This window comes from Sphaerisporangium sp. NPDC004334 (genome assembly GCF_053602655.1).
This window is the reverse complement of record NZ_JBSGDZ010000017.1, coordinates 71,067-96,759: the sequence shown is the minus strand read 5'-3', so window position 1 is coordinate 96,759 and position 25,693 is coordinate 71,067. Positions and strand designations below refer to the sequence as shown.

Below are 25,693 nucleotides of genomic sequence, written 5' to 3'. Positions count from 1 at the left end.
CATGGGCGACGACGTTGAACGGCCTTCGTGACCCAAGGGTCCCGTTGACCGCCGCCGCCGGTCTCGGCGCGGTGGGCCTCACGGCTGCCCTCCTCGTCGACGCCGCCGCCGCGACGGTCACCGCGGTGGCCGGGGTGGTGGCCGGCCTCATCGCCGCCGTCTCACTCCTGGTGGCGGCCGTCCGCGTCGCGCCGGGCTGGCGCCACCAGTCGTCCGCCTGGCGCTGGCTCGCCTCCGGCACGGCCGCCTGGCTGGCCGGGGTCGGGGTGCGCCCGCTCGCCGAGGGCACGCCGTTCATGCTGACCTTCGCCGACGTCCTGCTCATCGCGGGCGGGGTGCTGCTCGCGATCGGCTGCGGCCGCACGGCGCGGCGCCGGGCGTACGGCAGGTCGCTGCTCCAGTACGCCACCAGCGCCTACATCAGCGCCGCGTCGCTGTTCACCATCGGCTGGGTCGTGCTTCTGGCCCCGCTGTACGCCAGGTCCGACGAGCCGAGCACGCTCGCCTCGCCCGTGGTCTGCCTGCTGGCGACGTGCGCCGTGGCCCCGGCCGCGCTGGCGTCGCGTTCGGCCGGGCGCCGGGTGGGCCTGGCCGCGCTGGCCGTGCTCGCGACGGTCACCGTGCAGGAATTGGCCACGGCGATGGCCCGCGTAACCGTCGGCGGCGCTCTTCCGCTCGCCGCCGGTCTGGTGGCGCCGATCGCCTATCTGCTGCTGGCCGCCGCCCCGTGGGCGAGCCGCGCCCGCGTCCGCCCGGTGCGGGCGCCGTCCTCCGCGATCGTGGAGGGGGCGCCGCTCGTCCTGGCCGCCGTCGCCACCGTCGTGCTCCTCGTCCGCGTGATCACCCAGGGCCCCGACCGGCCGGTGGCCGTTCTGCCCTTCGTGGTCGGCTCGGTCGTGGTCGTGCTGCTGGCCAAGGTGTTCGTGCTGGCCGTGGAGACCGCGAGCATGCGCGGCAATCTGGACTCCAGCGAGCGCCGGCTCATCCATCTGGCCGAGAGCGCCGGTGACATGGTCCTGGTCTGCGACAACGACGGCGTCATGCGCGAGATGGGCGCCGGGGTCGAGGCCCTGTACGGCTACCACCCCCGCGAGCTGATCGGACGCTCGATCTTCGACTACGTCCACTCCGAGGACGCTCCCGGCGTCCAGGCGGCGTTGAGGTCCCTGACGACCGAAGAGGAACCACCCCTGGAACGCCAGAGCGCGTGCCGGGTCGCCTGCCGCGTCCGCGCCGCCGACGGCACCTGGCGGCCGGCCGAGTCCGTCGCCACCCGTCACCCCAGCGAGGGGGAGGACCTCGTCCTGATCTCCACGCGGGACGTCAGCGACCAGGTGGCACTGCGCAACCAGGTCGCCCACCTCACCTTCCACGACGGGGTGACCGGCCTGCCCAACCGCGCCTACTTCGAGGAGCGCACCCGCGAGGTGCTGGCGCGCAGGGGCGGCGGCACCACGGCGGTGGTGTTCATCGACCTGGACGGCTTCACCGGCGTCAACGACTCGGTGGGGCACGCCGGCGGCGACTACCTGCTGAGCCAGGCCGCCCGGCGGCTGCGCGCGGCCGTCCACTCCGACGACACCCTCGCCCGCTGGGGCGGAGACGAGTTCGCGGTGCTGCTGGAGTCCGGCGGCTCCGGCCCGTCGACCGGTTCGGGCACCGCCGACGCCCAGTCGGCCATCGACCTGGCCGAACGGCTGGTGCGCGCGGTGTCCTCCGAGCCCTTCCGGGTGGCCGACCGCGACATCGCGCTGACCGCCAGCGTCGGCGTCGCCTTCGCCGAGGACGGCGTCCCGGCCGGCGACCTCATCCGCAACTCCGACGTGGCCACGACCCGGGCCAAGGAGCTCGGCGGCCGCCGCGTCGAGGTGTTCGCCGCACACATGCACGCCGACGTCGTACGCCGCCTCGAGCTGGCCGCCGACCTTCAGCGGGCGCTGCTGGCCGGCCAGTTCGCCATCGAGTACCAGCCCGTGGTGGACCTGGCGACCTCCCGGGTCACCGCGGTCGAGGCCCTGGTGCGCTGGTGGCGGGGCAGCACCCTCGTCCCGCCGCAGCAGTTCCTGGGCGCCGCCGAGGACACCGGGCTGATCGTCCCGCTCAGCGAGTGGATCCTGCGCGAGGCGTGCCGCGAGGTGGCCGCCTGGCGGGCCTCGTCCTGGGACATCGGGCTGTCGCTCAACCTGTCCAGCCGCCAGATCACCGCGCCGCGGTTCGTCGAGACGATCGAGGCGGCGCTGGCCGAGAGCGGCCTGCCCGCGAGCGCCCTGACCCTCGAGGTGATCGAGGAGATGCTCGTCGAGGACGCCGACGAGATCGTCAGCCGGCTGTCGGAGCTGCGCGCCCTCGGCGTGCGGCTCGCGATCGACGACTTCGGCACCGGGTACGCCTCGCTGGCGTTCCTGCGGCAGCTTCCCGTCGACATGATCAAGATCGACCCGTCGTTCGTGTCCGGTCTGGGACGCGACGAGACGCTGACGCTGCTCACCCGCACCATCGTCCGGCTCGGCCACGACCTCGGCCTCATCGTGGTGGCGGAGGGCATCGAGCGCCCCGAGCAGCTCGAACTGCTCCGTGAGATGGGCTGCACCCGGGGCCAGGGCTACCTGGTCGCCCGCCCCATGGCCGCCCGCGGCGTCGACTCCCTCATGCGCACCAGCCTGTCTCCTCTCCAGGAGACCGCCTGAGGGGATGGGCAAGCTAATCCCATATCGTGAGACTTGTGTCCGGAGATTTGACACCTGCGACGTGTCAGGGGCTATGGTTGCCGCATGCGTATCACTGGGGACTCGATTGCCGGGCTGCAGCAGCCTCGGCTTGACGGTGTAGTACTTCGCCGGCGCGCGGGTCGCTGACGAAGAGTCCCCAGCCTGCGCGCAGCCCCAGCATCGCCTCTCCGGCGAGCGGGGCATTTTTTATGGCCACAGCCAAGCTCAGCCACGCAAGGAAACGAGCCGATGACCGAAGAGATGACAGGTGCGCAGGCCCTCGTCAGGGCGCTGGAGCAGGTCGGGGTCGACACGGTGTTCGGGATCCCGGGCGGCGCGATCCTGCCCGCCTACGACCCGCTCTACGACTCCACCAAGGTCAGGCACGTCCTCGTACGCCACGAGCAGGGCGCGGGCCACGCCGCAGAGGGGTACGCCCAGGCGACCGGCCGGGTCGGAGTCTGCATGGCGACCAGCGGACCGGGCGCCACGAACCTGGTGACCGCCATCGCCGACGCGTACATGGACTCGGTGCCCATCGTGGCGATCACCGGGCAGGTCGCGGCGCCGCTGATCGGTACGGACGCCTTCCAGGAGGCCGACATCTCCGGCATCACCATGCCGATCACCAAGCACAACTTCCTGGTCACCGACGCCGATGACATTCCCCGCACCATCGCCGAGGCCTTCCACATCGCCTCGACGGGCCGGCCCGGCCCCGTCCTGGTCGACATCTCCAAGGACGCCCTGCAGGCCACGACCGCCTTCTCCTGGCCGCCCGTCATGCGCCTGCCGGGCTACCGCCCGGTGACCCGGCCGCACTCCAAGCAGATCAGAGAGGCCGCGCGCCTCATGGCCGAGGCCAAGCGGCCGGTGCTGTACGTCGGCGGCGGCGTGCACAAGGCCCGCGCCTCGGCCGAGCTGCTGCAACTGGCCGAGCTGACCGGCATCCCCGTGATCACCACCCTCATGGCCAGGGGCACCTTCCCCGACAGCCACGACCTGCACCTCGGCATGCCGGGCATGCACGGCACGGTCGCCGCCGTGGGCGCCCTGCAGCGCAGTGACCTGCTCATCGCGCTCGGCACGCGCTTCGACGACCGGGTGACCGGCCGGCTGGACACCTTCGCCCCGCACGCCAAGATCATCCACGCCGACATCGACCCGGCGGAGATCTCCAAGAACCGCCACGCGGACGTCCCGATCGTGGGTGACTGCCGCGAGGTGCTCACCGACCTGCTCGGCGCCATCAAGCACGAGCAGGCCGAGGGCCGCTCCGGCGACTACACCGCCTGGTGGGCGGTGCTCGACGGCTACCGCAAGACCTATCCGCTCGGGTACGACACGCCGGACGACGGCTCGCTCGCGCCGCAGTACGTCGTCGAGCGGCTCAGTGCGCTGGTCGGGCCGGACGCCTACTACGTGGCCGGCGTCGGCCAGCACCAGATGTGGGCCGCCCAGTTCATCGGCTACGAGAACCCGGGCACGTTCATCAACTCCGGCGGCGCGGGCACGATGGGCTTCGCGGTGCCAGCGGCGATGGGCGCCAAGATGGGGCAGCCCGAGGCCACGGTGTGGGCGATCGACGGCGACGGCTGCTTCCAGATGACCAACCAGGAGCTCGCCACCTGCGCGCTCGAAGGGGTGCCGATCAAGGTGGCCGTGATCAACAACGGCAACCTCGGCATGGTCCGTCAATGGCAGACGCTGTTCTACAACGAGCGCTACTCCAACACCGACCTGCAGTCGCCGCGCCGCATCCCCGACTTCGTCAAGCTGGCCGACGCCTATGGTTGCGTGGGACTGCGGTGCGAGCGTCCCGAGGACGTCGACGCGACGATCCGCAAGGCCATGGAGATCAACGACGTGCCCGTGGTCATCGACTTCGTCGTGCACCCGGACGCGATGGTGTGGCCCATGGTCGCCGCCGGAACCAGCAACGACGAGATCAAGTTCGCTCGCGACCTGGCTCCCGTGTGGGACAACGAGGAGGAGTCATGAGCGCACGGGCCCACGGACCATCCACCGGTTTCGCAGGAGGGAACGCATGAGCCGCCACACGCTGTCGGTTCTCGTCGAGAACAAGCCCGGTGTCCTGGCCCGGGTCGCCGCGCTGTTCAGCCGGCGCGGCTTCAACATCGACTCCCTGGCGGTCGGGCCGACCGAGCACGACGACGTCTCGCGCATGACCATCGTCGTCAACGTCGCCGAGCTGCCGCTGGAGCAGGTCACCAAGCAGCTCAACAAGCTGGTCAACGTGATCAAGATCGTGGAGCTCGACCCCTCCCAGTCCGTGCAGCGGGAGCTCACGCTCATCAAGGTCCGCGCGGACGCCGACACCCGTTCCAACGTGCTAGAACTGGTGCAGCTGTTCCGCGCCCGCTGCGTGGACGTGGCCACGGACGCGGTGACCATCGAAGTCACCGGCACGCCGGACAAGCTCGACGCCTTCATCAGGGTGCTGGAGCCGTTCGGTATCAAAGAGCTCGTCCAGTCGGGCATGGTGGCCATCGGCCGCGGCGCCCGTTCCATCACCGACCGCTCGCTCAGGGCCCTGGACCGCAGCGCGTGAGCCCTGCGGGCGCGAGCCGTAAGAATCCATGAGAGGCAAGCTAGTGACTGAGATCTTCTACGACGACGACGCCGACCTGTCGGTCATCCAGGGCCGGCACGTGGCGGTGCTGGGCTACGGCAGCCAGGGCCACGCCCACGCGCTGTCGCTGCGCGACTCCGGCGTAGACGTGCGAGTGGGCCTGCCCGAGGGCTCCAAGAGCCGCGAGAAGGCCGAGAACGACGGCCTGCGCGTCGTCACCCCGGGGGAGGCGGCCGAGGAGGCCGACCTCATCATGATCCTCGCGCCGGACCACATCCAGCGTCACCTGTACGCCGAGCACGTCGCGCCGAACCTGGTCGAGGGCGACGCCCTGTTCTTCGGCCACGGCCTCAACATCCGCTACGGCCTGATCGAGGCGCCCGAGGGCGTCGACGTGGCGATGGTCGCCCCCAAGGGCCCCGGCCACCTGGTGCGCCGCCAGTTCACCGCCGGCCGCGGCGTTCCGGTGCTGGTCGCCGTCGAGCGTGACGCGACCGGCAACGCCTGGCCGCTCGCGCTGTCCTACGCCAAGGGCATCGGCGGCACCCGCGCCGGCGCGCTGAAGACCACCTTCACCGAGGAGACCGAGACCGACCTGTTCGGCGAGCAGGCCGTGCTGTGCGGCGGCGTCTCCGAGCTGATCAAGGTCGGGTTCGAGACGCTGGTCGAGGCGGGCTACCAGCCCGAGGTGGCCTACTTCGAGTGCCTGCACGAGATGAAGCTCATCGTCGACCTCATGTACGAGGGCGGCATCTCCAAGATGTACTGGTCGGTGTCCGACACCGCGGAGTTCGGCGGCTACACCCGCGGCCCGCGCGTCGTCACCTCCGAGACCAAGAAGGAGATGCAGCGCATCCTGGGCGAGGTCCAGTCGGGCGCCTTCGCCCGCGAGCTGGTCGAGGAGTTCGACGGCGGCCAGGGCAACTTCCGCAAGTACCGCGAGGAGCTGTCCCAGCACCCCATCGAGCAGACCGGCGCCAAGCTCCGCCCGATGATGAGCTGGCTCAAGGAGAAGTAACCCGCGCATCGACAAGTGATCGCCCGAGCCGCCCTCCGGCTCGGGCGATCTGCTGTTCTGGGGACGTCAGGCGAACAGCTCGTCGCTGGAGTCGGCGGTGCCGGCGCGTCGTCCCCACTTCTCGATCTGCACAGGGTCGGAGCACTCGAGGATCTCGTCCCGCTGATCCTCGGACAGCGTGATCCCCCGCGCATCCAGCACGAGCAGCAACATCCTGGCCTCGCCCTTAACGAGGCCCTCGGCCTTAGGTCGGGGTCGGGGAGTCACCTGCCTGCGGTCGGGGCGGGGTGGTGGCGTAGCAGGGAGGCAGGGGGGCCGGCACGACCGCGGCGGGGTCCAGGACGGCGCGGCGTTCGCCGGTCTGCGAAGGGCAGTGGTAGTCGCGGCTGATGCGGATGTCGGCCACTTTCGGGGCCAGGCGGTAGGTCGCGAAGGGCAGCGTGCACTCGGTGTGGCCGTCCTCCCAGCGCAGCCACACCACGTCGTCCTTGCGCGGGTTGGCCATGGCCGAGGTGTCGTGGCTGTCGTTGAGCGGCTGGTACTCGTCGGTGACGTCGCGGAACCGGCCGGTCTGACCGTGATCGTAGAAGCAGACGTAGGGCGAATCGCATCGGTTGGGATCCTCACCGCGAACCAGGGGGATGCCCTGCTGGGCGGCGGGCCGCAGGAACAGGGTCACCACCGTGGCGATCAGCGCGCCGGCCGCGAGCCCGGCCAGGCAGGCCAGCATGAGGCGGGTGCGGCCCGCCCGAGAGGACGCCTGGTCCGGGGGGTGGGGCTGGGATGTCGCTCCCTCGGCCTCTTGGGCGGCGGGCTCGAGGTCGCCCGGGGTGGCAAGCCGCCGCCAGGCGTCCTGCCAGCGCGCGACCTGCTCCTCGATCTGCTCGGACGGCAGGTCGCAGGCGGTGAGGCACGCCGTTATGTAGGCCTCGACGAAGGCCAGTCGCGGCAGGCCGGGCAGGCCCCGTCCATTGAGCGTGTAGGACACGGTGCTCGGCGGCAGGGCGTCCACCTGCTGGCCGTCGGGGGTGGTCGAGCGGCCGGCCAGATGGCGCAGCCGGCGCAGTGAGGGCCGTCCCGCCCAGAGCCTGAGCCGATCGAGCGCGTCGACGAATTCTCCGGGGGTGCTTGCGGTTGCCGGGTCCGGCGGAGGCGAGGTCACCGCATCGCCCATCTGAAGATCACCTTCCTGACGTCGGAGAGCGTGGCAATCGGCTGGACCTCTTGCGTCTTACGCCCGCCGTACGAGATCAGTCAATTGCGTCCAATAGTGTTGCGCCGCTTGTTGGACACCTTTCCGCCCAGGTGAGCTGGCTGTGCCTGGCCGATCCAGGCGAGACACCTCAGCGGAAGGACTCACGCAATGCACGTTGCAAGAAGCGTCGCGCTCGGCGCCGTCCTGGTGGCCGGCACGATCACCGCCGCGCCGACGGTCCAGGCGGCCACCTCCTCGGTTCCCCTGAGCTCGACCGCCGCCCAGGCGTTCCAGAGCACCGCCGTCCAGGCCGCCCGCGGCAAGGAGACCGCCGCCGCCGCGGAGGCGATGGGACGGGCCGCGGCATGCCTGCACATGTACCGCCCCGAGGTGCGTCCCGGCAAGATCGCCGCCACCGTCTGGGCGCCCGGCTGCCGCGGCGTGCTCTTCGGCACCAACCTGATGCGCAAGCGCGCATGGGGCTGGCAGACCATCAAGTACATCACCTGGCGCGGGCCTGGCCCTCGGACGCTCTACGCCAACTGCAAGAGAGGCAACAAGTTCACCTACATGACCGAGGCGTGGGTCGTCGCCGCGAACCGCCCGGTCTACAGCCCCACCCGTCGCGGCCGCTGCTGACCTCACCGGCCCGAACCTCGACCTAGGCGCACGGACGGTCACCCGGCCGGTCACATGGCGCGGAACATGCAGTTCGGCCTGGTTCTCCGGACGTGGTTCTTGATCATGCCGCGTGGGGCGCCCGGAAATCCCCCTCGGGCGGCTCGCGGACGCCTGCCTTCGGGCCCGGCTCGTCGAAGCCGGGCCCGAGGTCACGGGCCGGTCAGCAGGGGGTGGGCTTGAGCCAGGAGCATTCGCGGGCGGGGCCGTCGGGGGTGGTGGGGGTGGCGGTTCTGAGCTGGGCGGGGGTGTCGACGGGAGTGTCGCGCTTGAATTGCGCGAGGCGTACGGCGATGGCGTCCTCGACGGCCGGCTTGGGGTTGCCGGTCAGGTAGTTGTTGGTGATGATCGAGAACACCAGCGGCTCGCCGTCGGCGCTGGTCACATAGCCCGACAGGCCCGAGACGCTGGTGAGCGAGCCGGTCTTGGCGTGCACGTTGTTCGCCGCCGCGGTGCCCGCCATGCGGCTGCGCAGCGTGCCGCCGGTGAAGCGGTCGGCGTTGCCGGCGATCGGCAGGGCGTCGTACCAGGTGGTGAACCACGGCTTGGCGCGCAGCGCGATGAGGTAGTCGGTCAGCTCGCCGGTGGTGACCCCGTCCAGCCGCGACAGGCCCGAGCCGTCGCGCAGGCGCACGTTCTTGACGCGGTTGGCCTTGGCGAAGGCGGTGGTGACCGCCAGGCCGGCGTCCCAGGTGCCCTTGCCGGAGACCTTGCGGCCCATCGCCTTGGTCAGGATCTCGGCGTGCATGTTGTTGCTGAGCTTGAGGAACGGCACCAGGAGCTGGGAGAGCGGCATCGACTCGCGGGTGGCCAGGGCCTTGGCCCCCTCCGGCGCGGCGCCTCGCGTGGTGGGGCCGAGCAGGCGTACGCCGTGCTTGGCGAGCGCCTTGCGGAACAGCGAGGCGGCGTACCCGGTGGGGTCGTTCACGGCCACCCACTCGTCGTAGGTGTCGGCGACCGTGCCGGTGATCACGATGGTGTTGGTGCCGTGCACGCGGTTCACCGTGATGTCGGTCTCGGGGCCGGTCGTGGCGTGGTTCTCGATCTTCACGTAGTCGGTCTCGGGCGTGGTGGTCACCTTGGCGGGCGCGCCGGCGGCGGCGCCGGGCGCCACCGAGACGATCACCGAGCCCGCGTCGTAGTCGGTGTCGGGTGCGGCGGTGAGCGCCGAGATCTGGGCCGCGTAGTAGTACGGCTCGTCGTCCCAGGCCCAGTCGGTGCCGAGCCGCACGTCGTCGAACCAGGTGTCGTCGGCGACCAGCCGGCCCGTCACGAGCTTCACGCCGGCGCCGGCGACCTTCGCCGCCAGCGCGTCGTAGTCGGCGGCGAGCATGGTCGGGTCGCCGGTGCCCTTGAGATAGAGGTCGCCGGTGAGGGCCGACCCCGCCTTTCGGCCCGTGCCGAGCACGCTGGTGGTGAAGCGGTAGTCCAGGCCCAGGGTGTCCACGGCGGCGGCCGAGGTGAGCAGCTTGGTGTTGGAGGCGGGCAGAAAGATTTTCCCGGGGTCCTGCGCGTAGAGTTGCTCGCCCGTCGCGGCGCTCTTGACCACCACCCCGGCGCGGGCCACCACCAGGTTGGACGCGCTGAGGACCTGGTCGATGTCCTTGGTGAGGTCGGCAACGCCGGGCGCGGGGTCGGCCGCGCTCGCGGGCGCGCCTCCGGTCGCCTGCGTCAGCGTGGCCGTCAGGGCGGCGGCTGCCAGCAATGTGGTGATTTGTCTACGTCTGTGCACGGGGTGCCTCCATGAGGGCTCGGCCTGGTGGGATCATCGACAACACCGCTCCGGCCGACAATACGGAAACCTACGTATGTCCACCCGGTGATCTCCTACCCCCGCGACCCCGGCGCCGCCGCCCGGCCGGTCGGCGCCGGTGTGTCAGGGGCGGACGCCCTGGTCGTCCGGGGCGGCGGCGTCGTCCCACAGATCGGTGCTGTGCGCCTCGACCACGGCGCGCACCCGGGCGAGCATCTCGGCGGCGGGCAGCGCGTCCAGGCGGCGCCCGTCCCGCAGGCGCGGGGCGACCTCGTCGCGGGCGGCCTCCCTGGCGCCGATCACCAGGTGGTAGGGCACCAGCCGGGCGGCCCGGACGCGGGCTCCCAGGCTGCCGTGCTCGGGCCCGGCGACCTCGGCGCGCAGCCCCAGTTCGGCGCAGCGGCGCAGCAGTCCGTCGGCGCGGGGCACCTCGGCCTGCGACACCGGCAGGACGGTGAGCTGGGTGGGGGCGAGCCAGGCGGGGAAGGCGCCGCCGTGCACCTCGATGAGATGGGCGACGGCCCGCTCCACGCTGCCGATGATGCTGCGGTGCACCATGACCGGCCGGTGCCGGGCGCCGTCCGGGCCGACGTAGTGCAGGTCGAACCGCTCGGGCTGGTGCAAGTCGACCTGGACGGTCGACAGGGTGGACTCACGGCCGGCGCCGTCGGCGATCTGGACGTCGATCTTCGGGCCGTAGAACGCCGCCTCGCCCTCGGCGGCCTCGTAGTCGAGCCCGGAGGCCGAAAGCGCGCCGACGAGCAGGTCGGTGGAGCGCCGCCACAGCTCGGCGCCCGCGACGTACTTGCCGCCCGGCCCGGGCAGGGACAGCCGGTAGCGTGCCGGGCGGATGCCGAGGGCGCGGTAGGCCCTGACGATCATCGCCAGCGCCGCCGCGGCCTCCTCCTCGACCTGGTCCAGGGTGCAGAAGATGTGCGCGTCGTTCAGCTGGATCGCCCGGACGCGGGTGAGCCCGCCCAGCACGCCCGACAGCTCCGAGCGGTACATGCCACCCAGCTCGGCCATCCGCAGCGGCAGGTCGCGATAGCTGCGCCCCCGGGAGCGGTAGATCAGAGCGTGGTGCGGGCACAGGCTCGGCCGCAGCACGATCTGCTCGCCCCCCAGGTCCATCGGAGGGAACATGTCGTCGCTGTAGTGGGACCAGTGCCCGGAGATCTCGTACAGCTCCCTCTTGCCCAGCACGGGGGAGTAGACGTGCCGGTAGCCGGCCCGGCGCTCGGCGCCGCGGATGTACTCCTCCAGGGCGTGCCGCACGGCCGCGCCGTCCGGAAGCCAGTACGGCAGCCCCGCGCCGATCAGCGGGTCGGTGTCGAACAGGCCGAGCTCTCGGCCGAGTCTGCGGTGGTCGTGCATCTGCATCGTGGTCTCCTCGCGGGTGTCGAGGCGGGTGACCACACGGCGAAGCCCCGGGGCACTCGCCCCGGGGCTTCGGACTAAGAGTCAGCTGTCAGCGCGCCGGGACACTCCTCGGCGGCGTCGTCGAACCAGCGCGCTTCATGCCGGTCACGGTAGCAGACGCCCGCGCGGCGGGCACGCGGTAACGAGTCGCTTACTCGTGGTCCGGAGAACGGACGGACGGGCGGGTCCCTGGAGACTCGCCCGTTTCCTTCGGGCCGTGATCGGTCGATGCGGCCTTCGGTCTCGGTGTCCGGGCGGTGCCGGCATCGCGGCGCCGGTTCGTGGACGACGGAGGTCAGGCCACCGGGGGGGCGAGGACGAAGGCGCACTCGCCGAAGGAGATCTCGTCGCCTTCGCGGACCCGGGCCGGGCCGACCAGGCGCCAGCCGTTCAGCCGGGTGCCGTTGAGCGACCCGAGGTCGACCAGCAGCCACGACTCGGTCTCGCGGCGCAGCTCCGCGTGCACGCGCGAGACCGTCAGGTCGGTGAGCACCAGGTCGCACTCTGAGCCGCGGCCCACGACGTAGCGGGTGCGGCTGTCGACGGGGAGCGCCAGCCGGGGCAGCCGGGGGCGGCGCCAGGCCGTCTCGATGCGCGTGGTCAGGTCGGACACCGAGGCCACCGCCTCGGTCAACCGGCGGCGCCACCTCCCGGACGGCGGCAGGTCGGAGACCAGATCGGTGAGCTCGACCTGGCTGCGGGCCCGCAGCGCGCGGTCGACCCGCCCGAGGAAGGTGTCGTGCGAGATCTGACCCTCGAGGGCGTGATCGCGGAGCTCGTTGATGGCGCGATCGCGGTCCCCATCGGAGGCGCGCACAGGCGGGTGCGTCGAGCTCATGTCCCGAGTATCAGGCTGGCAACGGTGAGGTGTCCAGATTATGCGGGATCTGTTGCGGCGAGCATACTGCGTATGCATACTCGGTATTCATGTCCATCAGGCACGGCCTGCTCGCCCTGCTGTCACAGGGGCCGAGGTACGGCTACCAACTGCGCGCCGAGTTCGAGGCGTCCACGGGAGCGACCTGGCCGCTCAACATCGGCCAGGTCTACACGACGCTCTCGCGCATGGAGCGCGACGGGATGGTGGCGCCCGGCGAGCAGGACGATCAGGGGCGCGTCGTGTACGCGCTCACCGACAAGGGCCGGTCGGAGCTGGACCGGTGGTTCGCCACCCCGATCGCCCAGGCCGACCGGCCCAGGGACGAGCTGGTGATCAAGCTGGCGATGGCGGTCACCGCGCCCGCGGCCGACGTCCGGCGGGTCGTTCAGACCCAGCGCACCGCCACCATGCGCGCCCTGCAGGAGCTCACCCGTGCCAAGCGCGCCGTGACGGGGGCCGCGCAGCGGCTGGTGCTCGACTCCATGATCTTCCAGGCCGAGGCCGAGCAGCGCTGGCTCGACCACTGTGAGGCCGTGCTGGCCACATCCAGGGAAACGGTCGTGTCCGCCGGTTCACCGGAGACCACCGAGGCCGTACCCGCCACTTCTCAGGAGACCACCAATGACGACTGACCGCGTCGTCCGCCTCACCGGCGTGGCGCGCATCCACGGCAAGGGCGCCGGAGCCGTGCACGCCCTCAGAGACGTGAGCCTGGAGGTCGCCCCCGGTGAGCTGGTCGCGGTGATGGGTCCGTCCGGATCGGGCAAGTCCACCCTGCTCAACGTCGCCGGTGGCCTGGACCGCCCGACGGCCGGTGACGTCACCGTCGAGGGCGCCGACCTCGGCGCGCTGTCGGCCCGTGAACTGGCGCGCCTGCGACGGCGGCACGTCGGGTACGTCTTCCAGGACCTCAACCTGATCCCCTCGCTGACGGCCGCCGAGAACGTCATGCTGCCACGCGAGCTGGACGGCGTCCGCGCCCGCCAGGCCAGGCAGGAAGCGGTGGCGGCGCTCGGCGAGGTGGGCGTGGCGCAGGTCGCCGACCGCTTCCCCGACGAGATCTCCGGCGGGCAGCGCCAGCGGGTGGCCATCGCCCGCGCGCTGGTGGGGGAGCGGCGGCTGCTGCTCGCCGACGAGCCGACCGGCGCCCTCGACTCGGCGACCGGTGAGGACATCCTCGCCCTGCTGCGGGCCCGTTGCGACGCAGGCGCCGCCGTCCTGCTGGTCACCCACGAACCCCGCCTGGCAGCCTGGGCCGACCGCGTCGTCTTCCTGCGCGACGGCGCGATCGCCGACAGCACCACTGCGGTGACCGCGTGAGCGGGCTGCGAGCGGCCCTGCGGTTGTCCTGGCGGGACGCCCGGCGGTTCAAGGGCAGGAGCGCCCTGGTCGTCATCATGATCGGCTTGCCCGTCCTGGCGGTCACGGCGACGGCCGTCCTCCTCGTGACCTTCGACCTGACCCCTCGGGAGCGGCTGGACCGCGACCTGGGCACGTCGGACGCGCGGATCGTCGCCAGGGCGCCGGGCCGGCCGGTGCAGCAGGACGATACGGGGCGATTCTGGACACTCAAGGATGCGGGGGCGGCGCAGAAGGCGCGGCCGGTGACGACGGACCGGCTGGCCGCACTGCTGCCTCCGGGCAGCCGCATTGTGCCGATCACGCCCGGACGGGAGCTCTACGCGGGCCCTGCTCTCGACCCCACCAGGGTGGTCGAGCTCGACCTGCGTGACCCACTGACTCGGGGTCTCTATCCGCTCCGGCAGGGGCGGTTCCCTGCGAACCCGGACGAAGTCGTGGTGTCCTCCTGGCTCGCCCGGCACGGCGCTCCGCTCGGGTCGCGCATCCGGCTGTCCGGCTCGGCCACCGACCATCCGGTCGTCGGGGTCGTGGACGACGCCGACCGCCTCGACCTCGACGTGGTGGTCACGCTCCCCGCGCCCGAGGCGCGCGCGCGAGCGGTCGAATGGCTGGTGGACACGCCGGGGCCCGTGCGATGGAAGGACGTGCGGCGGTTGAACGCCGAAGGGTTGTCGGTGACCTCCCGTGCCGTGGTGACCGGCAGGGATTCCGGGACTTCATGGCGCATCCGGTCGGCTCCGAGGATGAGACCCGTGGACCTGGCCGTCGGCGGGCTGGTCGTGACGATGGTGGTGCTGGAGATCGTCCTGCTGGCCGGCCCCGCGTTCGCGGTGGGCATCCGGCGCCGCCGCCGCGAGCTGGCGCTGGTCGCCGCGCAGGGCGGCTCCGCCCGCCACCTGCGGTCCATCGTGCTCGCCGACGGGTTCGTGCTCGGCGGTGTCGCCACGGTGCTCGGCGTGGCCGCGGGGCTCGCCGCCGCACGCGCCGTCATCCCGATCCTGGAGAGCGTGAACGGCGCCATCGCCGGACCGTACGAGGTGCCGATCCGCTATGTCGCCGCGGCCGCGGTGCTCGGCCTGGGCAGCGCGGTGGCGGCCGCGGTGGTGCCCGCCCGGCGGGCCGCCCGCGCCGACGTCGTCGCGGCGCTGGCCGGACGGCCGGCGCAGGCCCGAGTCCGGAACGGCCTTCCTCTGGCCGGCCTCGCGCTCGTCGCCGCCGGCTTCGTGATGACTCTTGGTTGGAGAGCGAACCGCCGCGTCATCTCGTTGCTGAGCGACCTCAGCCTCGCGACCGGAGCGCTCTGCACGATGGTGGGGCTCGTCCTGCTCACCCCATGGCTGGTGCGGGTCGCGGGCCGGCTCGCCGCCCGCCTGCCGCTGCCGTTCCGGCTGGCCGCGCGGGACGCGGTGCGCAACCGGGGACGTACCGCCCCGGCGGTCGCCGCCGTGGCCGCCGCGACGGCCGGATTGGCAGGGTGCATGATCGCCGCGGCCAGCGCGGAGACACGCTGGCTGCACGACTACCACCCCCAGGAGGTGGCCGGCGCACTGACGGTCGACATCGGCCAGCCGACGGACGAGCGGGCCGAACGCGTGCGCACGGCGTTGCGGAGCGCGCTGCCGGGAGTGCCGCTGGCCGAGGTGTACCGGCCCGCGGACAACGTGGACGCCTACGGGATGCAGCTCGCCGACTGCGCGATCAGGACGGAGTGCGGAAGCCCGTACGATGGCAACGCCTCCCGCATCGGGGGGCCCGACCTGGCACGCTATCTCGCCGGCCGCGACGACCCCCGAGCGGCGGCCGCCCTGGCGGCGGGCAAGGTCCTGGTGTTCCGGCCCGGCGCGGTGCGTGCGGGCGCGGTGCGGCTGCGCGTGCTCGGCGGTGAGCCCCGCGAGGTCAGCGTTCCGGCCGTCGAGGTGCGCGCGACTCGCGCCGCCGTCACCGACGTCCTGGTGCCGACGCGGACGGCGACGGAGCTCGGCTTCCGGCCGCGGCTCGCGGGGTTCGTCGTCGACCCCGGCCGCCACCGGGTGACGCCGGAGGAGGTGGACAAGATCCAGAGCCTGGCGAAGGTATGGCGGTCCAGCGTCTACGTCTACGTCGAGCGAGGCCCGATGAACCCGATGGAGGTCACGCTGCTGGTCCTGGCGGGGGCGGCCGTCGTCCTGGTCCTGGGCGGGACGTTCGCCGCCACCGGCCTGGCCGTGGCCGACGCCCGGCCGGACCTGGCCACGCTCGGCGCGGTGGGCGCGCCGCCCGGCCTGCGGCGGCTGGTGACGCTCGGGCAGGCGTGGTTCGTGGCCGTGACGGGGATGGCCTCCGGCACGCTCGCGGGTCTGTCCCTCGGCGTGGCCGCCATGGAGTCGACGTCCATCGCGCACCGAGTGCGGGTCTACAACCCCATCACCGTTCCGTGGGGCTCCATCGCCGCGCTGGTGGTCGCGCTGCCCCTGCTGGCGGGTCTGGTCGCCGCGGCGTTCACCCGAGCCCGGGTCACACCGCCTCGCCGCACGACCTGAGGCGGCCGGCTCGCCAGGCGCGGGGCGCAAGGGCCGCGGCCGCTGCCCTCGCACACGGGGCAGGGGCCGTCGACCAGCAGGCCGGGTCAGGCCGGGGTGCCACGGGAGGCGGTGCCGTCCGCGGTGGAGGGCTCGGCGGTGTCGGCCTTGGCCAGGTCGTCGGCGGTGAGGTCGTACTTGACCGTCATCCAGATGCCGAGGCCGACGATGACGGCCGGGATGACGGCCTGCGCCAGGATGATCGCGGTGAGGGCGCTGCCGGGCTGGGTCACGGGGTGCTCGGGGTCGGAGGACACGAAGCCTCCGACCCCGAGCACCACGCCGACCACGGCGGCGCCGAGCGCGGCCACCGCGCTCTCCACGGCCGTCCACAGGCCGGTGAACACCCCGCCCCTGCGCTTGCCGCTGCGCGCCGAGTCGTAGGCGATCACGTCGGCCAGCATGGAGAACTGCATCAACTGCACACCGGCGTACCCGACGCCGATCACCAGCGTCGCCAGGTGGGCGTAGAGCGCGCCGAAGACCGGGGTAAGCGCGGTCGCCAGACCGCCGACGAGGAACAGCGCGCCGGACAGGAGCATCGCTCCCCGTTTATCCATCTTGCGCGCCACCCACACCCACAGCGGCATGGTGACCAGCATGGGTCCCACCAGAGCGGCGAACAGGGTGCTGGTGGCCGAGACGTCCTTGACGATGTACGAGGCGAAGTACGGGGCGCCGGCCAGCATCACTCCGGTCGCGAGCGTCTGGGCGCTGGACAGGCCGAGCAGCCACATGAACGGCCGGCTGGCCCGCGCCGCGGCGAGCTGGGTGCGCAGGCTCGCCTCCGGCTCGACGGCGCCGGTCATCGGGGCCCTGGCCGTGCCGAGGAAGGAGGCCAGCATGGACAGCAGCAGCAGCGCCCCGAAGGCGATGCCCATCGTGCGGTAGCCGTCCAGCGAGTGCGCCGCGATGGCCGGGGCGAGGATGCCGCTCAGCGCGATGGCGAGCGCCACGAAGATCATTCGCCACTGCAGCAGCGAGGTGCGCTCGTGGTAGTCGCCGGTCATCTCGGCGGGCATCGCCTTGAACGGCACTTCGTACAGCGCGTACCCGGTGGCGGCCAGCAGGAAGAAGACGCCGACGAACAGGGCGGCCGGCGTGCCGGTCAGCGGGGGGCCGGAGAAGGTGAGCGCGAAGGCCACCGGCAGGATCGCCGCGCCGGCCAGCAGCCAGGGCCGCCGCGGGCCCCAGCGGGAGACGGTGCGGTCCGACCACTGGCCGACCAGCGGGTTGATGACCAGGTCCCACGCCTTGGGGGCGAAGACCACGACGCCGGCCAGCAGCGCCGGGACCGCCAGGATGTTGGTCATGTAGAACAGCAGCAGCAGGCCGGGGATGGCGCTGAAGGTGGCGGTGCAGAACGAGCCCACACCGTAACCGAGCCGGACGCTGCGCGGGACGGCCGTGACGGGAGTCGCCGTGGTCGAAGGAACCATTGCGCCATTACAGACCAGCAAGCGTTTGGCCGCCAGCCCTCCCGGGCCGCAGCTCGGTGACGATCGTGCGGGCACCGGTGTTTCGCCGACGCGTGGTCAAGGCGGCGGGCCCGGCCGTTTCGGGGCTTCCGGCAGGCGGCGCGGGCCGGGCCGGAAAGTCAGGAACCGGAGTCAGAGCGCGGCGCGGGCGCGGGACGGCAGGCGGTCGCCCGTCCCCGGCCGCGCGGGGCTCGACGGCGGCCGTGGAACGGCAGCCGCCGGCCGCGATGGCGGCCGGGGATCGGCAGCGGCCGGGCTCGGCGGTGGCCGGGGATCAGGGCGGCCGGGGTCAGCAGTCGGAGACGTCGGCGCACACGACGTGGGCGCCGAGCTCGATCATGCGGCGTTCGGTGTTGGCGTCCGCCACGCGGGCCATGAGCACCGGCGCCTCGCTGGCCGCCAGCTGCGGCAGCCGGGCGCGGACCATGCGGTGCAGGTCGCGGACGATGTCCTCGGCGTCACGGGTGTGCACCTTGACGTGCAGCATGATCCCCGAGGAGCCGGAGACCGTGCGGGCCTCGGAGATCCAGACGTGGTGCACCAGCGGGAAGTCGCGCAGCAGCTCGGAGATCGCCACGCGCAGCGCCGGCAGGATCGGATGGGCGCACCGCTTGTACCCGGGATCGACCTGCTGCATCGGCCCCGACAGGTGGGGGCGCGGAGCGGGGATCCACGCCCTCGCGGGGGCGTCGTGCGCGCTCTGCGCCACCGGGGCGGTCAGCGTCTCGTTCCGCCCGAAGGCCGGCGCGCTCGGCACGGTGCTGTGGCGGGACACCGTGGCCATCGCGCCGGTGGCGTAGGCCGTGGGCGACGCGCTGGACAGGGCCGGCGCGTGCTGGCCGCTCCGCGTGGAGGCGAGATAGCGCTGAAGGTCCTCGATGGGGACGGCCGCCGCCGCCGGCCCCGCCGCGTCGATGACGATCTCCCGCACGCCGGTGACGCGCTGGATGTCGAGGATGGTGTCGGCGTCGCACGCCGACAACGAGTGGTTGCCGCGGTGCCGTGCGTAGGTGTTCGGGCCGGTGTACCCGAGCAGGACGCGATCACCGGCCTGCGTCGTGCCGAGCACGACGGACCGGTCGGGGCGCACGGCCACCAGGATGCCCCACTCGGCAAGAGCCGCCAGTAGTCGGTGCGGGCTGCCGTGCTGCGCGAGCACTTCTCCGAGAGCGGGGTTCCCGATGCTCATACGACAAACGATAGGTAGTAGGACACGGCTTATCAGCCTAATCGTCAAGAAATGTTGTGAGCAATACCAAGATGGCGGCTCGCGCGTGGAATCCCGCGCAGGTGGGTAAGCGGCCCGCGTCTCACATGCTGGACGGTTCGGAGGCGGCATCAATTCTCGCATATCGGACAGATCGGCCAGGTCGCCCTACCTCCCAGGCCGGCCGGGGTCGGCGGAATCGTCTCGCATAGTGGGACGAAACCGGCCTCTCGCGCCTTGGGCGGGTGCCCGCTCGCCCGGGAGGGGCCGCCCGGTCCTTCGATCCGCATACTCCGACCACGCGGTCGCGCACCCGTCGCGGCCATCGCGGCGCCGTTCTGGACCCGCATGCGCCGTTCTGGACCCCGGGTGGCCGGATCGCGGCGTTCGTCCCCGAATGCCGGTGTAACCGTCGGCGGCGTGGCGTCTCGGATGGCGGACGCTCGTGAGTGCTTTCACAAGCCCGGATAGACTCGAACCTTGTCCGTGCATCCGCACTTCCCAAAGGACTACCCGTGAACAAGCCCGTCGTCCTGGTCGCAGAGGAGCTGTCCGAAGCTGGTCTGGCCGTGCTCGGAGCGGACTTCGAGGTCCGTCACACCGACGGCGCCGACCGCTCGCAGTTCCTGCCCGCTCTCGCCGAGGTGGACGCGCTGATCGTGCGCAGTGCCACCCAGGTGGACGCTGAGGCGCTCTCCCACGCGCCCCGCCTGCGCGTCGTCGCCCGAGCCGGGGTCGGCCTGGACAACGTCGACGTGGAAGCCGCCACCAAGGCCGGTGTTATGGTCGTCAACGCGCCGACCTCCAACATCACCAGCGCCGCCGAGCACACCGTCGCCCTGATCCTCGCCAGCGCCCGCAACGTCGCCCAGGGGCACGGTGCGCTGAAGAACGGCGAGTGGAAGCGCTCCAAGTACACCGGTGTCGAGCTCGACGAGAAGGTCGTGGGCATCCTCGGCCTGGGCCGCATCGGCCAGCTGGTGGCGCAGCGCCTGGCCCCGTTCGGCGTCGAGCTGATCGCCTACGACCCCTATCTGCAGCCGGCCCGCGCCGCGCAGATGGGCGTGCGGCTGGTCTCGCTGGAGGAGGTGCTCAAGCAGGCCGACTTCATCACCGTGCACCTGCCCAAGTCGAAGGAGACGATCGGGCTCATCGGTGACCGGGAGCTGCACACGGTCAAGCCGTCGGTCCGCATCGTCAACGTCGCCCGCGGTGGCATCGTGGACGAGGCCGCCCTCTACGCCGCCATCAAGGAGGGCAGGGTCGCCGGCGCCGGCATCGACGTGTTCGCCAAGGAGCCCTGCACCGACAGCCCGCTGTTCGAGCTCGACAGCGTCGTGGTCACCCCGCACCTCGGCGCCTCGACCCACGAGGCTCAGGAGAAGGCCGGCACCCAGGTCGCCCGCAGCGTCAAGCTCGCGCTGGCCGGCGAGTTCGTCCCGGACGCCGTGAACGTCCAGGGCGGCGCCGTCGCCGAGGACGTCAAGCCGGGCCTGCCGCTCGCCGAGAAGCTCGGCCGGGTCTTCACCGCCCTCGCGGGCGAGGTCGCCACCCGCCTGGACGTCGAGATCCGCGGAGAGATCGCGGCCCATGACGTGCGGGTGCTCGAGCTGGCCGCGCTGAAGGGCGTGTTCACCGACGTGGTCGAGGACTCGGTGACCTACGTCAACGCCCCGCTGCTCGCCAAGGACCGCGGCGTGACGGTCGAGCTGGTGACCAGCGACGAGAGCCCCGACTGGCGCAACGTCGTCACCGTCAGGGGCGTGCTGGCCGACGGCCGCACCGTGTCGGTGTCCGGCACGCTGTCCGGGCCGCGCCAGATCACCAAGATCGTCGAGGTCAACGGCTTCCAGATGGAGATCGAGCCGACCGAGCACCTCGCGTTCTTCACCTACGCCGACCGGCCGGGCATCGTCGGCATCGTTGGCAAGATCCTCGGCGAGCGCGAGGTGAACATCGCCTCCATGCAGGTCTCGCGGGACGCCAAGGGCGGGCGGGCGCTCATCGCGCTCACCGTGGACTCCTCCATCCCGGCCGAGGTCGTCGACCAGATCGCCCAGGAGATCGGCGCCGAGGGCGGCCGCACGGTGGACCTCGCCGACTGATCACCTCGCTGCCTCCCGGCTCGGTTCCGCGGGAGGCCGGCACCCCTTTTCGCACGCTGAGCGATGGCCGAAGGCCCGCCGCCCGTCCGGGTGGCGGGCCTTTGTTGTCTCGCATATCGAGATACTAGGTCTTCCTAGCAGACAGGCTCGCTACTGGCAGGTAACGTGGTCGGAGATGACGCGCCAGGTACTCGTAGTCCTTGCCTGCCGCGGCGGGGTCTGATAAGAGCAGGCCGGCGACCCGCCGCGGTGACGCCGCTGTTCGCCCGGCTGTGAGACCCGCGGCCCTTTCGTTCCGTGACCCGGAGCGGGGAGTCGCCCGGAGTGCGGGTTCGCGATCCGAGATCCGCGCGATCCAGTCGATCCAGTCCATCCGGCTGTTTCAGCGTGTTCATCGAGGTCCGTCGAGGTCCGTCGAGGTTCATCGAGGTTCATCGAGGTTCGTCGAAGTTCCGTCCGACCCATCCGACCGCGTGCGCCGACGCGCGCATGCCTACCAGCGAGCGAGACGTGCCATGTACGACATGTATCCCTGGAACAGTCCCACCACCGAAGAGCACCGCCACGAGGACGAGACGCCCGACCCCGTGCAGACGGCCCTCGACCGCCGCGACAACGGCGGCCTGCCGGAGAACTGACGGCCTGCCGGACAACCGACGGTTCGCTGGAGAACCGACGGCTCGCCGGAGAGACCCGCGGCCCGCTGGACGACCAGCGGTCACGCCCCTCCCGGCCGGCTCGCGTCTTCCCGTACCGAGCGGCCGCTCGCGGTCAGCGCCAGCGCCAGTGCGCCGAACAGCGGCGCGTCGTCGACGAACCTGGCCGCCGTGATCTCGGGCGGGAACGGGACCGCCCGGCGGATCTCGGCCGTCAGCCGGGGCATGATGTGGTGCGACGCGCCCATCAGCCCGCCGCCGACCACCACGCGTTCGGGGTCGAGCACCACGCACACGTTGGCCACCGCCATCGCCAGTGCCGCGACGGCCCTGTCCAGCAGCGCCCGCACCGCCGGATCGTCGCCGGCCTCGAAGAGCGAGGCGGGGCTCACCGGCCGTCCCATGAGCGCCGCTCCCTGCCGCGCCAGCGCGTGCCCTGAGATGATCTCCTCGAGCGGCGCGTGGCCTTCGCTGAACGCGGGGTCTCCCGGCTCGCCGAGCAGGTACCCGATCTCGCCCGCCGCGCCGTGCGCCCCCGGCGCCACCCTCCCGTCGACCACGAGCGCCGCCGCGAGGCCGGTGCCGAGGTTGAGGTAGAGCCCCGTTCCGACGCCGCGGAGCGCGCCCCATCGCAGTTCCGCGGCGGCGGCCGCGTTGACGTCGTTGTCGATCGCGACCGGCGTGTCGCCGAACTCCTCCCGGAGCAGCCGGGGAAGCTCCAGCCCCTCCCAGCCGGGCACGGTCGGCGCGAGGCGCACCGTCTCACCCCTGATCACCCCGAACGTGGACACTCCGACCGCCTGGAGCGTTCCTGACCGGTCCGCGAGCTCAGCGGCGGCGTCGAGGGACCTGCGCAGCACCTGCTGGGCGCCCTCGTCGCCCCGGGTCGGCAGCCGCACCTTGCGCAGCGGCCGGTCGACGTCGTCCGCCGAGGCGGTGGCGAGGGCGACCTTGGTGCCGCCGAAGTCGATGCCGAGCAGGACCCGCCGGCTCACGGGGTGCTTCCGCGGCGGGCCAGCGAGTCGATCGCCACGGCCAGGGCCAGGACGCTCGCGGTGACCATGTAGCGCACCGAGGAGTCGAGGTTCAGCAGCAGCATGCCGTTGGTGATCGCCTGGATCACCAGGATGCCGAGCAGCGCCGCGTAGGTCCGTCCCCGCCCGCCGAACAGAGACGTGCCGCCGATGACGGCCGCCGCGATGGCCATCAGCAGCATGTCGCTGCCGCCGGAACTCTGGTTGACCGCCGACAGGCGGCTGGCCGCCAGGATGCCGCCGAACGCGGCGAGGCTACCCGACAGCACGAACGCGAGCACGCGGATGCGGGTCACGTTGATGCCCGCGCGCCGGGCCGCCTCGGCGTTGCCGCCCACGGCGTACATCCAGCGTCCGAAGGCGGTGTGCCGCAGCACCAGGTCCAGAATGACGACGAGCGCCGCGAAGATGACCAGCAGCAACGGCACGCCCCGGTCGGCCTGCAGCACGACGACCGCCGCCGCGAGCACCACGGCGAGCAGGCCGGCGCGCACCACCGCCCAGGAGGCGGGCCCGACGGGCAGATCGGCGGCGATACGGAGCCGCCGGCCGAGCAGCAGGGAGCCGCCGTAGGCGCCGACGAGCGCCACGGCGAGCGTCCAGGCGAGCCACGGCGGCAGCCACGTGTCGCTCAGTTTCGCCACGAATCCGTCGAAGGGCAGGTTGATGGTGCCGCGCTCGCCGAGCAGGAACAGCAGCAGCCCCTGCCATCCGATCAGCCCGGCCAGCGTGACCACGAAGGACGGCATACGGACCCTGGTGAACAGCAGGCCGTGCAGCAGCCCGATCGCCGCGCCCGCCGCGACCGCCACCACGATGGCGAGCAGCGGGTTCCAGCCCTGCCGGACGTTCATGATGGTCATGATGACCGCGCACAGGCCGCTCACCGAGCCGGCGGCGAGGTCGATCTCGCCGAGAAGCAGCACCATGATGATGCCCAGCGAGATCGTCCCGGTGGCCGCCATCTGCAGGGCCAGGTTGGTCAGGTTCTCCGGTGACAGGAAGTGCTCGTTCAGCGATCCGAACACGACGGCGATCGCGATCAGGCCGCCGACGACGGGCCAGGCGCCGAGGTCGCCGCGCCGCATCCGTTCGACGGCCCGCTTCGGGCTGTAGGGCTTGTGCGCGGGCCGCACGGTCGTCGAGCTCATGCGGCGGCTCCGGTGATGGCGGCCACGATGGACTCCTGTGAGGTGTCGGCCGTACGGAACTCCCCGGCGTTGCGCCCGAGGCGCAGCACGACGACGCGGTCGCTGACGGCCCGGACGTCGGCCAGGTTGTGCGAGATGAGCAGGACGGCCAGCCCGCGGTCACGCAGCCGCCGGATCAGGCCGAGGACCTGGGCGGTCTGCTCGACGCCGAGGGCGGCGGTGGGCTCGTCGAGGATGACCAGCCGGGGCTCGCCGATCAGGGCGCGGGCGATCGCCACCGACTGGCGCTGGCCGCCCGACAGCATGGCGACCGGCACCCGGATGTCGCGGATGCGCACGTCGAGCTGGGTGAGCAGGTCGCGGGCCGCCCGTTCCATGCGGATGTGGCCGAGCACGGACCAGCGCCGCCGCTCCGAGCCGAGGAACAGGTTGGCCACGACGTCGAGGTTCTCGCAGAGGGCGAGGTCCTGGTAGACGGTGGAGATGCCCATGGCCTGCGCGTCGTGCGGGTTGCCGACGCGGACCGGGCGATCGTCGATGCTGATCTCCCCGCTGTCGGGGGAGATGACGCCGGAGATGGCCTTGACCAGGGTGGACTTGCCCGCGCCGTTGTCGCCGACGAGCGCCACCACCTCGCCCGGGCGCAGGTCCAGGCTCACGCCCTCCAGGGCCTGGACCGCGCCGTACCGCTTGGAGATGTCTTTCGCGCGGATCATCTAGCTGATGCCCGCCTTGGCGCAGGCGGCGGCCGTCTCGCCCTTGCAGATGTCCGCGGCCTTATAGAAGCCGTCCTTCACGATGGTGTCCTTCACCTTGTCCGCGGTGACCGCGATCGGGTCGAGCAGGAAGGCGGGGATGTCGGCGGTGCCGTTGTTCACCGTGGTCGCGGCGGCGGGCTTGTCGCCCCTGCCGACCGCCACCGCCAGTTCGGCCGACTTCTCCGCCTCGCTCCTGATGTCGAGGTAGATGGTCATGTACTGCTCGCCGGTGAGGATGCGCTGGACGGCGGCCAGTTCGGCGTCCTGGCCGGTGATGGGCGGTGTCGGGTCGTACCCGGCGCGCTTCATCGCGGCGATCGCGCCGCCCGCCATGCCGTCGTTGGCGGACAGCACGCCGACGATCTGGTCGCGGCCGAGGGCGGTGACGGCCTGCTCCATCTCCTGCTGGGCCTTGTCGGGGCTCCAGTCGGGGGTGTCGAACTCCCGGCCGATCTTGACCTTGCCGTCCAGGACGTTGTGGGCGCCCTTCTTGTAGTCGGCGGAGCTCGGGTCGGTGGTCGCGCCGTTGATCATGACGATCTGGCCCTTGGCCGCCGTGCCGTTCTTGGTGAGCGCGTCCAGGAGGGCCTGGCCCTGCATCTCGCCCACGCGCACGTTGTCGAAGGAGACGAAGTAGTCGTAGCCGATGCCCGAGATCAGCCGGTCGTAGGCGATGACCGGGACCTTCTTCTGCTTGGCCTGGTTGACCAGGGGTGCGACCGCGGCGGCGTCCACCGCGTCGAGCACGAGCACGTCGGCGCCCTGGGTGAGGGCCGCCTCGACCTGTTGCTGCTGCTTGGCGGCGTCCTGGTCGGCGTTGGAGTACAGCAGCCGGCAGTCGGGGCACAGGCTCTTCACCTTGGCCTCGAACAGCGGCCGGTCGAAGGACTCGTACCGGGTGGTCTTGGACTCGGGGAGGAAGAGCGCGATGGTCGGGGCCTTCTCGCCGTTCTCGCCGCCGGTGCCGGCCTGTCCGGTGGTGGAGGTGGTCGTGCCGGTGGAAGCGCCGCAGCCTGTCGCCAGCGCCGCCGCGACCAGGGGGACCGCGAACCATTTCGCCCTCATGCTTGCCTCTCAGGTGGTTCGAGGAGTTCTTGGCAGCATGCTGGACTTCGCGGGCCGCGTTTGGCAAGGTCTTTA

Annotated in this window: 21 protein-coding genes; 10 read left to right on the top strand and 11 right to left on the bottom strand. The window is 71.9% G+C overall.

Going from position 1 to position 25,693, the window contains the following annotated elements; all coding sequences use genetic code 11:
* Positions 1-44: 44 nt before the first annotated feature.
* From ACWEN6_RS23095 to ilvC, 4 genes are all read left to right on the top strand, one after another.
* Positions 45-2,687 carry an EAL domain-containing protein gene (locus ACWEN6_RS23095; protein ID WP_452572655.1) on the top strand — a complete coding sequence of 881 codons (2,643 nt, stop codon included), beginning with the start codon at positions 45-47 and terminating at the stop codon, positions 2,685-2,687.
* Between the two features lie 183 nt (positions 2,688-2,870).
* On the top strand, positions 2,871-4,709 hold the full coding sequence (locus ACWEN6_RS23090; RefSeq protein WP_452572826.1) for an acetolactate synthase large subunit: 1,839 nt from the start codon (positions 2,871-2,873) through the stop codon (positions 4,707-4,709).
* 46 nt (positions 4,710-4,755) lie between these two features.
* Positions 4,756-5,280 (top strand): acetolactate synthase small subunit, encoded by a 525-nt coding sequence (gene ilvN / locus ACWEN6_RS23085; RefSeq protein WP_354847308.1) that lies wholly within the window; start codon positions 4,756-4,758, stop codon positions 5,278-5,280.
* Between the two features lie 28 nt (positions 5,281-5,308).
* The gene (ilvC, locus tag ACWEN6_RS23080; protein ID WP_354847311.1) at positions 5,309-6,319 is read left to right on the top strand and encodes a ketol-acid reductoisomerase; all 1,011 of its coding nucleotides are present in this window, start codon (positions 5,309-5,311) and stop codon (positions 6,317-6,319) included.
* 66 nt (positions 6,320-6,385) lie between these two features.
* Here ilvC and ACWEN6_RS23075 read toward each other — a convergent pair whose 3' ends face one another.
* Entirely contained in the window at positions 6,386-6,532 is a 147-nt protein-coding gene (locus ACWEN6_RS23075) for a hypothetical protein (protein WP_452572653.1), read from the bottom strand.
* 31 nt (positions 6,533-6,563) lie between these two features.
* Positions 6,564-7,493 carry a hypothetical protein gene (locus ACWEN6_RS23070; RefSeq protein ID WP_452572651.1) on the bottom strand — a complete coding sequence of 310 codons (930 nt, stop codon included), beginning with the start codon at positions 7,491-7,493 and terminating at the stop codon, positions 6,564-6,566.
* A 189-nt stretch (positions 7,494-7,682) separates the two neighbouring features.
* On the opposite strand from ACWEN6_RS23070, the gene ACWEN6_RS23065 reads away from it, so the two are divergent.
* Positions 7,683-8,153 carry a hypothetical protein gene (locus ACWEN6_RS23065; protein WP_354847318.1) on the top strand — a complete coding sequence of 157 codons (471 nt, stop codon included), beginning with the start codon at positions 7,683-7,685 and terminating at the stop codon, positions 8,151-8,153.
* Positions 8,154-8,355: 202 nt separating this feature from the next.
* On the opposite strand, the gene dacB is transcribed toward ACWEN6_RS23065, so the two are convergent.
* The 3 genes from dacB to ACWEN6_RS23050 all read right to left on the bottom strand — a co-directional run bounded on the left by dacB (position 8,356) and on the right by ACWEN6_RS23050 (position 12,202).
* Complete coding sequence (gene dacB, locus ACWEN6_RS23060; protein WP_452572649.1) at positions 8,356-9,924, bottom strand: D-alanyl-D-alanine carboxypeptidase/D-alanyl-D-alanine endopeptidase; 1,569 nt, start codon at positions 9,922-9,924, stop codon at positions 8,356-8,358.
* 144 nt (positions 9,925-10,068) lie between these two features.
* Positions 10,069-11,361 (bottom strand): threonine--tRNA ligase, encoded by a 1,293-nt coding sequence (gene thrS, locus ACWEN6_RS23055; protein ID WP_452572647.1) that lies wholly within the window; start codon positions 11,359-11,361, stop codon positions 10,069-10,071.
* A gap of 298 nt (positions 11,362-11,659) precedes the next feature.
* Positions 11,660-12,202: a DUF1707 and FHA domain-containing protein gene (locus tag ACWEN6_RS23050; RefSeq protein ID WP_354847326.1), complete on the bottom strand. Its 543-nt coding sequence runs from the start codon at positions 12,200-12,202 to the stop codon at positions 11,660-11,662.
* A gap of 89 nt (positions 12,203-12,291) precedes the next feature.
* Here ACWEN6_RS23050 and ACWEN6_RS23045 point away from each other — a divergent pair, with 89 nt between their 5' ends.
* Genes ACWEN6_RS23045 through ACWEN6_RS23035 form a run of 3 tightly spaced genes read left to right on the top strand, consistent with a single transcriptional unit; the run spans position 12,292 to position 16,125 of the window.
* Positions 12,292-12,876, top strand: coding sequence for a PadR family transcriptional regulator (locus ACWEN6_RS23045; protein WP_452572645.1), 585 nt, complete (start codon positions 12,292-12,294; stop codon positions 12,874-12,876).
* Positions 12,866-13,564, top strand: a complete 699-nt coding sequence (locus ACWEN6_RS23040) for an ABC transporter ATP-binding protein (RefSeq protein WP_452572643.1) — start codon at positions 12,866-12,868, stop codon at positions 13,562-13,564. Before ACWEN6_RS23045 ends, ACWEN6_RS23040 begins: the two co-directional genes overlap by 11 nt.
* Positions 13,561-16,125 (top strand): FtsX-like permease family protein, encoded by a 2,565-nt coding sequence (locus tag ACWEN6_RS23035; protein ID WP_452572641.1) that lies wholly within the window; start codon positions 13,561-13,563, stop codon positions 16,123-16,125. The genes ACWEN6_RS23040 and ACWEN6_RS23035 overlap by 4 nt, the downstream gene beginning before the upstream one ends.
* Before the next feature lie 86 nt (positions 16,126-16,211).
* On the opposite strand, the gene ACWEN6_RS23030 is transcribed toward ACWEN6_RS23035, so the two are convergent.
* Positions 16,212-17,603 (bottom strand): MFS transporter, encoded by a 1,392-nt coding sequence (locus ACWEN6_RS23030; protein ID WP_452572639.1) that lies wholly within the window; start codon positions 17,601-17,603, stop codon positions 16,212-16,214.
* 328 nt (positions 17,604-17,931) lie between these two features.
* The gene (locus tag ACWEN6_RS23025) at positions 17,932-18,831 is read right to left on the bottom strand and encodes a hypothetical protein (RefSeq protein ID WP_452572637.1); all 900 of its coding nucleotides are present in this window, start codon (positions 18,829-18,831) and stop codon (positions 17,932-17,934) included.
* A 533-nt stretch (positions 18,832-19,364) separates the two neighbouring features.
* Between ACWEN6_RS23025 and serA the strand changes: the two genes are divergently transcribed.
* Together serA and ACWEN6_RS23015 are read left to right on the top strand one after the other, a co-directional pair.
* Positions 19,365-20,954 carry a phosphoglycerate dehydrogenase gene (gene serA, locus ACWEN6_RS23020; protein WP_354847344.1) on the top strand — a complete coding sequence of 530 codons (1,590 nt, stop codon included), beginning with the start codon at positions 19,365-19,367 and terminating at the stop codon, positions 20,952-20,954.
* A 515-nt stretch (positions 20,955-21,469) separates the two neighbouring features.
* Positions 21,470-21,592 (top strand): hypothetical protein, encoded by a 123-nt coding sequence (locus ACWEN6_RS23015; protein ID WP_354924863.1) that lies wholly within the window; start codon positions 21,470-21,472, stop codon positions 21,590-21,592.
* 80 nt (positions 21,593-21,672) lie between these two features.
* Here ACWEN6_RS23015 and ACWEN6_RS23010 read toward each other — a convergent pair whose 3' ends face one another.
* Genes ACWEN6_RS23010 through ACWEN6_RS22995 form a run of 4 tightly spaced genes read right to left on the bottom strand, consistent with a single transcriptional unit; the run spans position 21,673 to position 25,618 of the window.
* Positions 21,673-22,605, bottom strand: coding sequence for an ROK family protein (locus ACWEN6_RS23010; RefSeq protein ID WP_452572635.1), 933 nt, complete (start codon positions 22,603-22,605; stop codon positions 21,673-21,675).
* Entirely contained in the window at positions 22,602-23,795 is a 1,194-nt protein-coding gene (locus ACWEN6_RS23005; protein WP_452572633.1) for a sugar ABC transporter permease, read from the bottom strand. The genes ACWEN6_RS23010 and ACWEN6_RS23005 overlap by 4 nt, the downstream gene beginning before the upstream one ends.
* Positions 23,792-24,511, bottom strand: a complete 720-nt coding sequence (locus ACWEN6_RS23000; RefSeq protein WP_452572631.1) for an ATP-binding cassette domain-containing protein — start codon at positions 24,509-24,511, stop codon at positions 23,792-23,794. Before ACWEN6_RS23000 ends, ACWEN6_RS23005 begins: the two co-directional genes overlap by 4 nt.
* On the bottom strand, positions 24,512-25,618 hold the full coding sequence (locus tag ACWEN6_RS22995; RefSeq protein WP_354924870.1) for a sugar ABC transporter substrate-binding protein: 1,107 nt from the start codon (positions 25,616-25,618) through the stop codon (positions 24,512-24,514).
* Between the last annotated feature and the right edge of the window lie 75 nt (positions 25,619-25,693).

Bases quoted from the DNA above. Each gene is read 5' to 3' on its own strand.
- ilvN (WP_354847308.1), top strand. From the start codon at position 4,756: ATGAGCCGCCACACGCTGTCGGTTCTCGTCGAGAACAAGCCCGGTGTC.
- ilvC (WP_354847311.1), top strand. From the start codon at position 5,309: ATGAGAGGCAAGCTAGTGACTGAGATCTTCTACGACGACGACGCCGAC.
- ACWEN6_RS23075 (WP_452572653.1), bottom strand. From the start codon at position 6,532: ATGTTGCTGCTCGTGCTGGATGCGCGGGGGATCACGCTGTCCGAGGAT.
- ACWEN6_RS23070 (WP_452572651.1), bottom strand. From the start codon at position 7,493: ATGGGCGATGCGGTGACCTCGCCTCCGCCGGACCCGGCAACCGCAAGC.
- ACWEN6_RS23065 (WP_354847318.1), top strand. From the start codon at position 7,683: ATGCACGTTGCAAGAAGCGTCGCGCTCGGCGCCGTCCTGGTGGCCGGC.
- ACWEN6_RS23050 (WP_354847326.1), bottom strand. From the start codon at position 12,202: ATGAGCTCGACGCACCCGCCTGTGCGCGCCTCCGATGGGGACCGCGAT.
- ACWEN6_RS23045 (WP_452572645.1), top strand. From the start codon at position 12,292: ATGTCCATCAGGCACGGCCTGCTCGCCCTGCTGTCACAGGGGCCGAGG.
- ACWEN6_RS23040 (WP_452572643.1), top strand. From the start codon at position 12,866: ATGACGACTGACCGCGTCGTCCGCCTCACCGGCGTGGCGCGCATCCAC.
- ACWEN6_RS23030 (WP_452572639.1), bottom strand. From the start codon at position 17,603: ATGGTTCCTTCGACCACGGCGACTCCCGTCACGGCCGTCCCGCGCAGC.
- ACWEN6_RS23025 (WP_452572637.1), bottom strand. From the start codon at position 18,831: ATGAGCATCGGGAACCCCGCTCTCGGAGAAGTGCTCGCGCAGCACGGC.
- ACWEN6_RS23015 (WP_354924863.1), top strand. From the start codon at position 21,470: ATGTACGACATGTATCCCTGGAACAGTCCCACCACCGAAGAGCACCGC.
- ACWEN6_RS23005 (WP_452572633.1), bottom strand. From the start codon at position 23,795: ATGAGCTCGACGACCGTGCGGCCCGCGCACAAGCCCTACAGCCCGAAG.
- ACWEN6_RS23000 (WP_452572631.1), bottom strand. From the start codon at position 24,511: ATGATCCGCGCGAAAGACATCTCCAAGCGGTACGGCGCGGTCCAGGCC.
- ACWEN6_RS22995 (WP_354924870.1), bottom strand. From the start codon at position 25,618: ATGAGGGCGAAATGGTTCGCGGTCCCCCTGGTCGCGGCGGCGCTGGCG.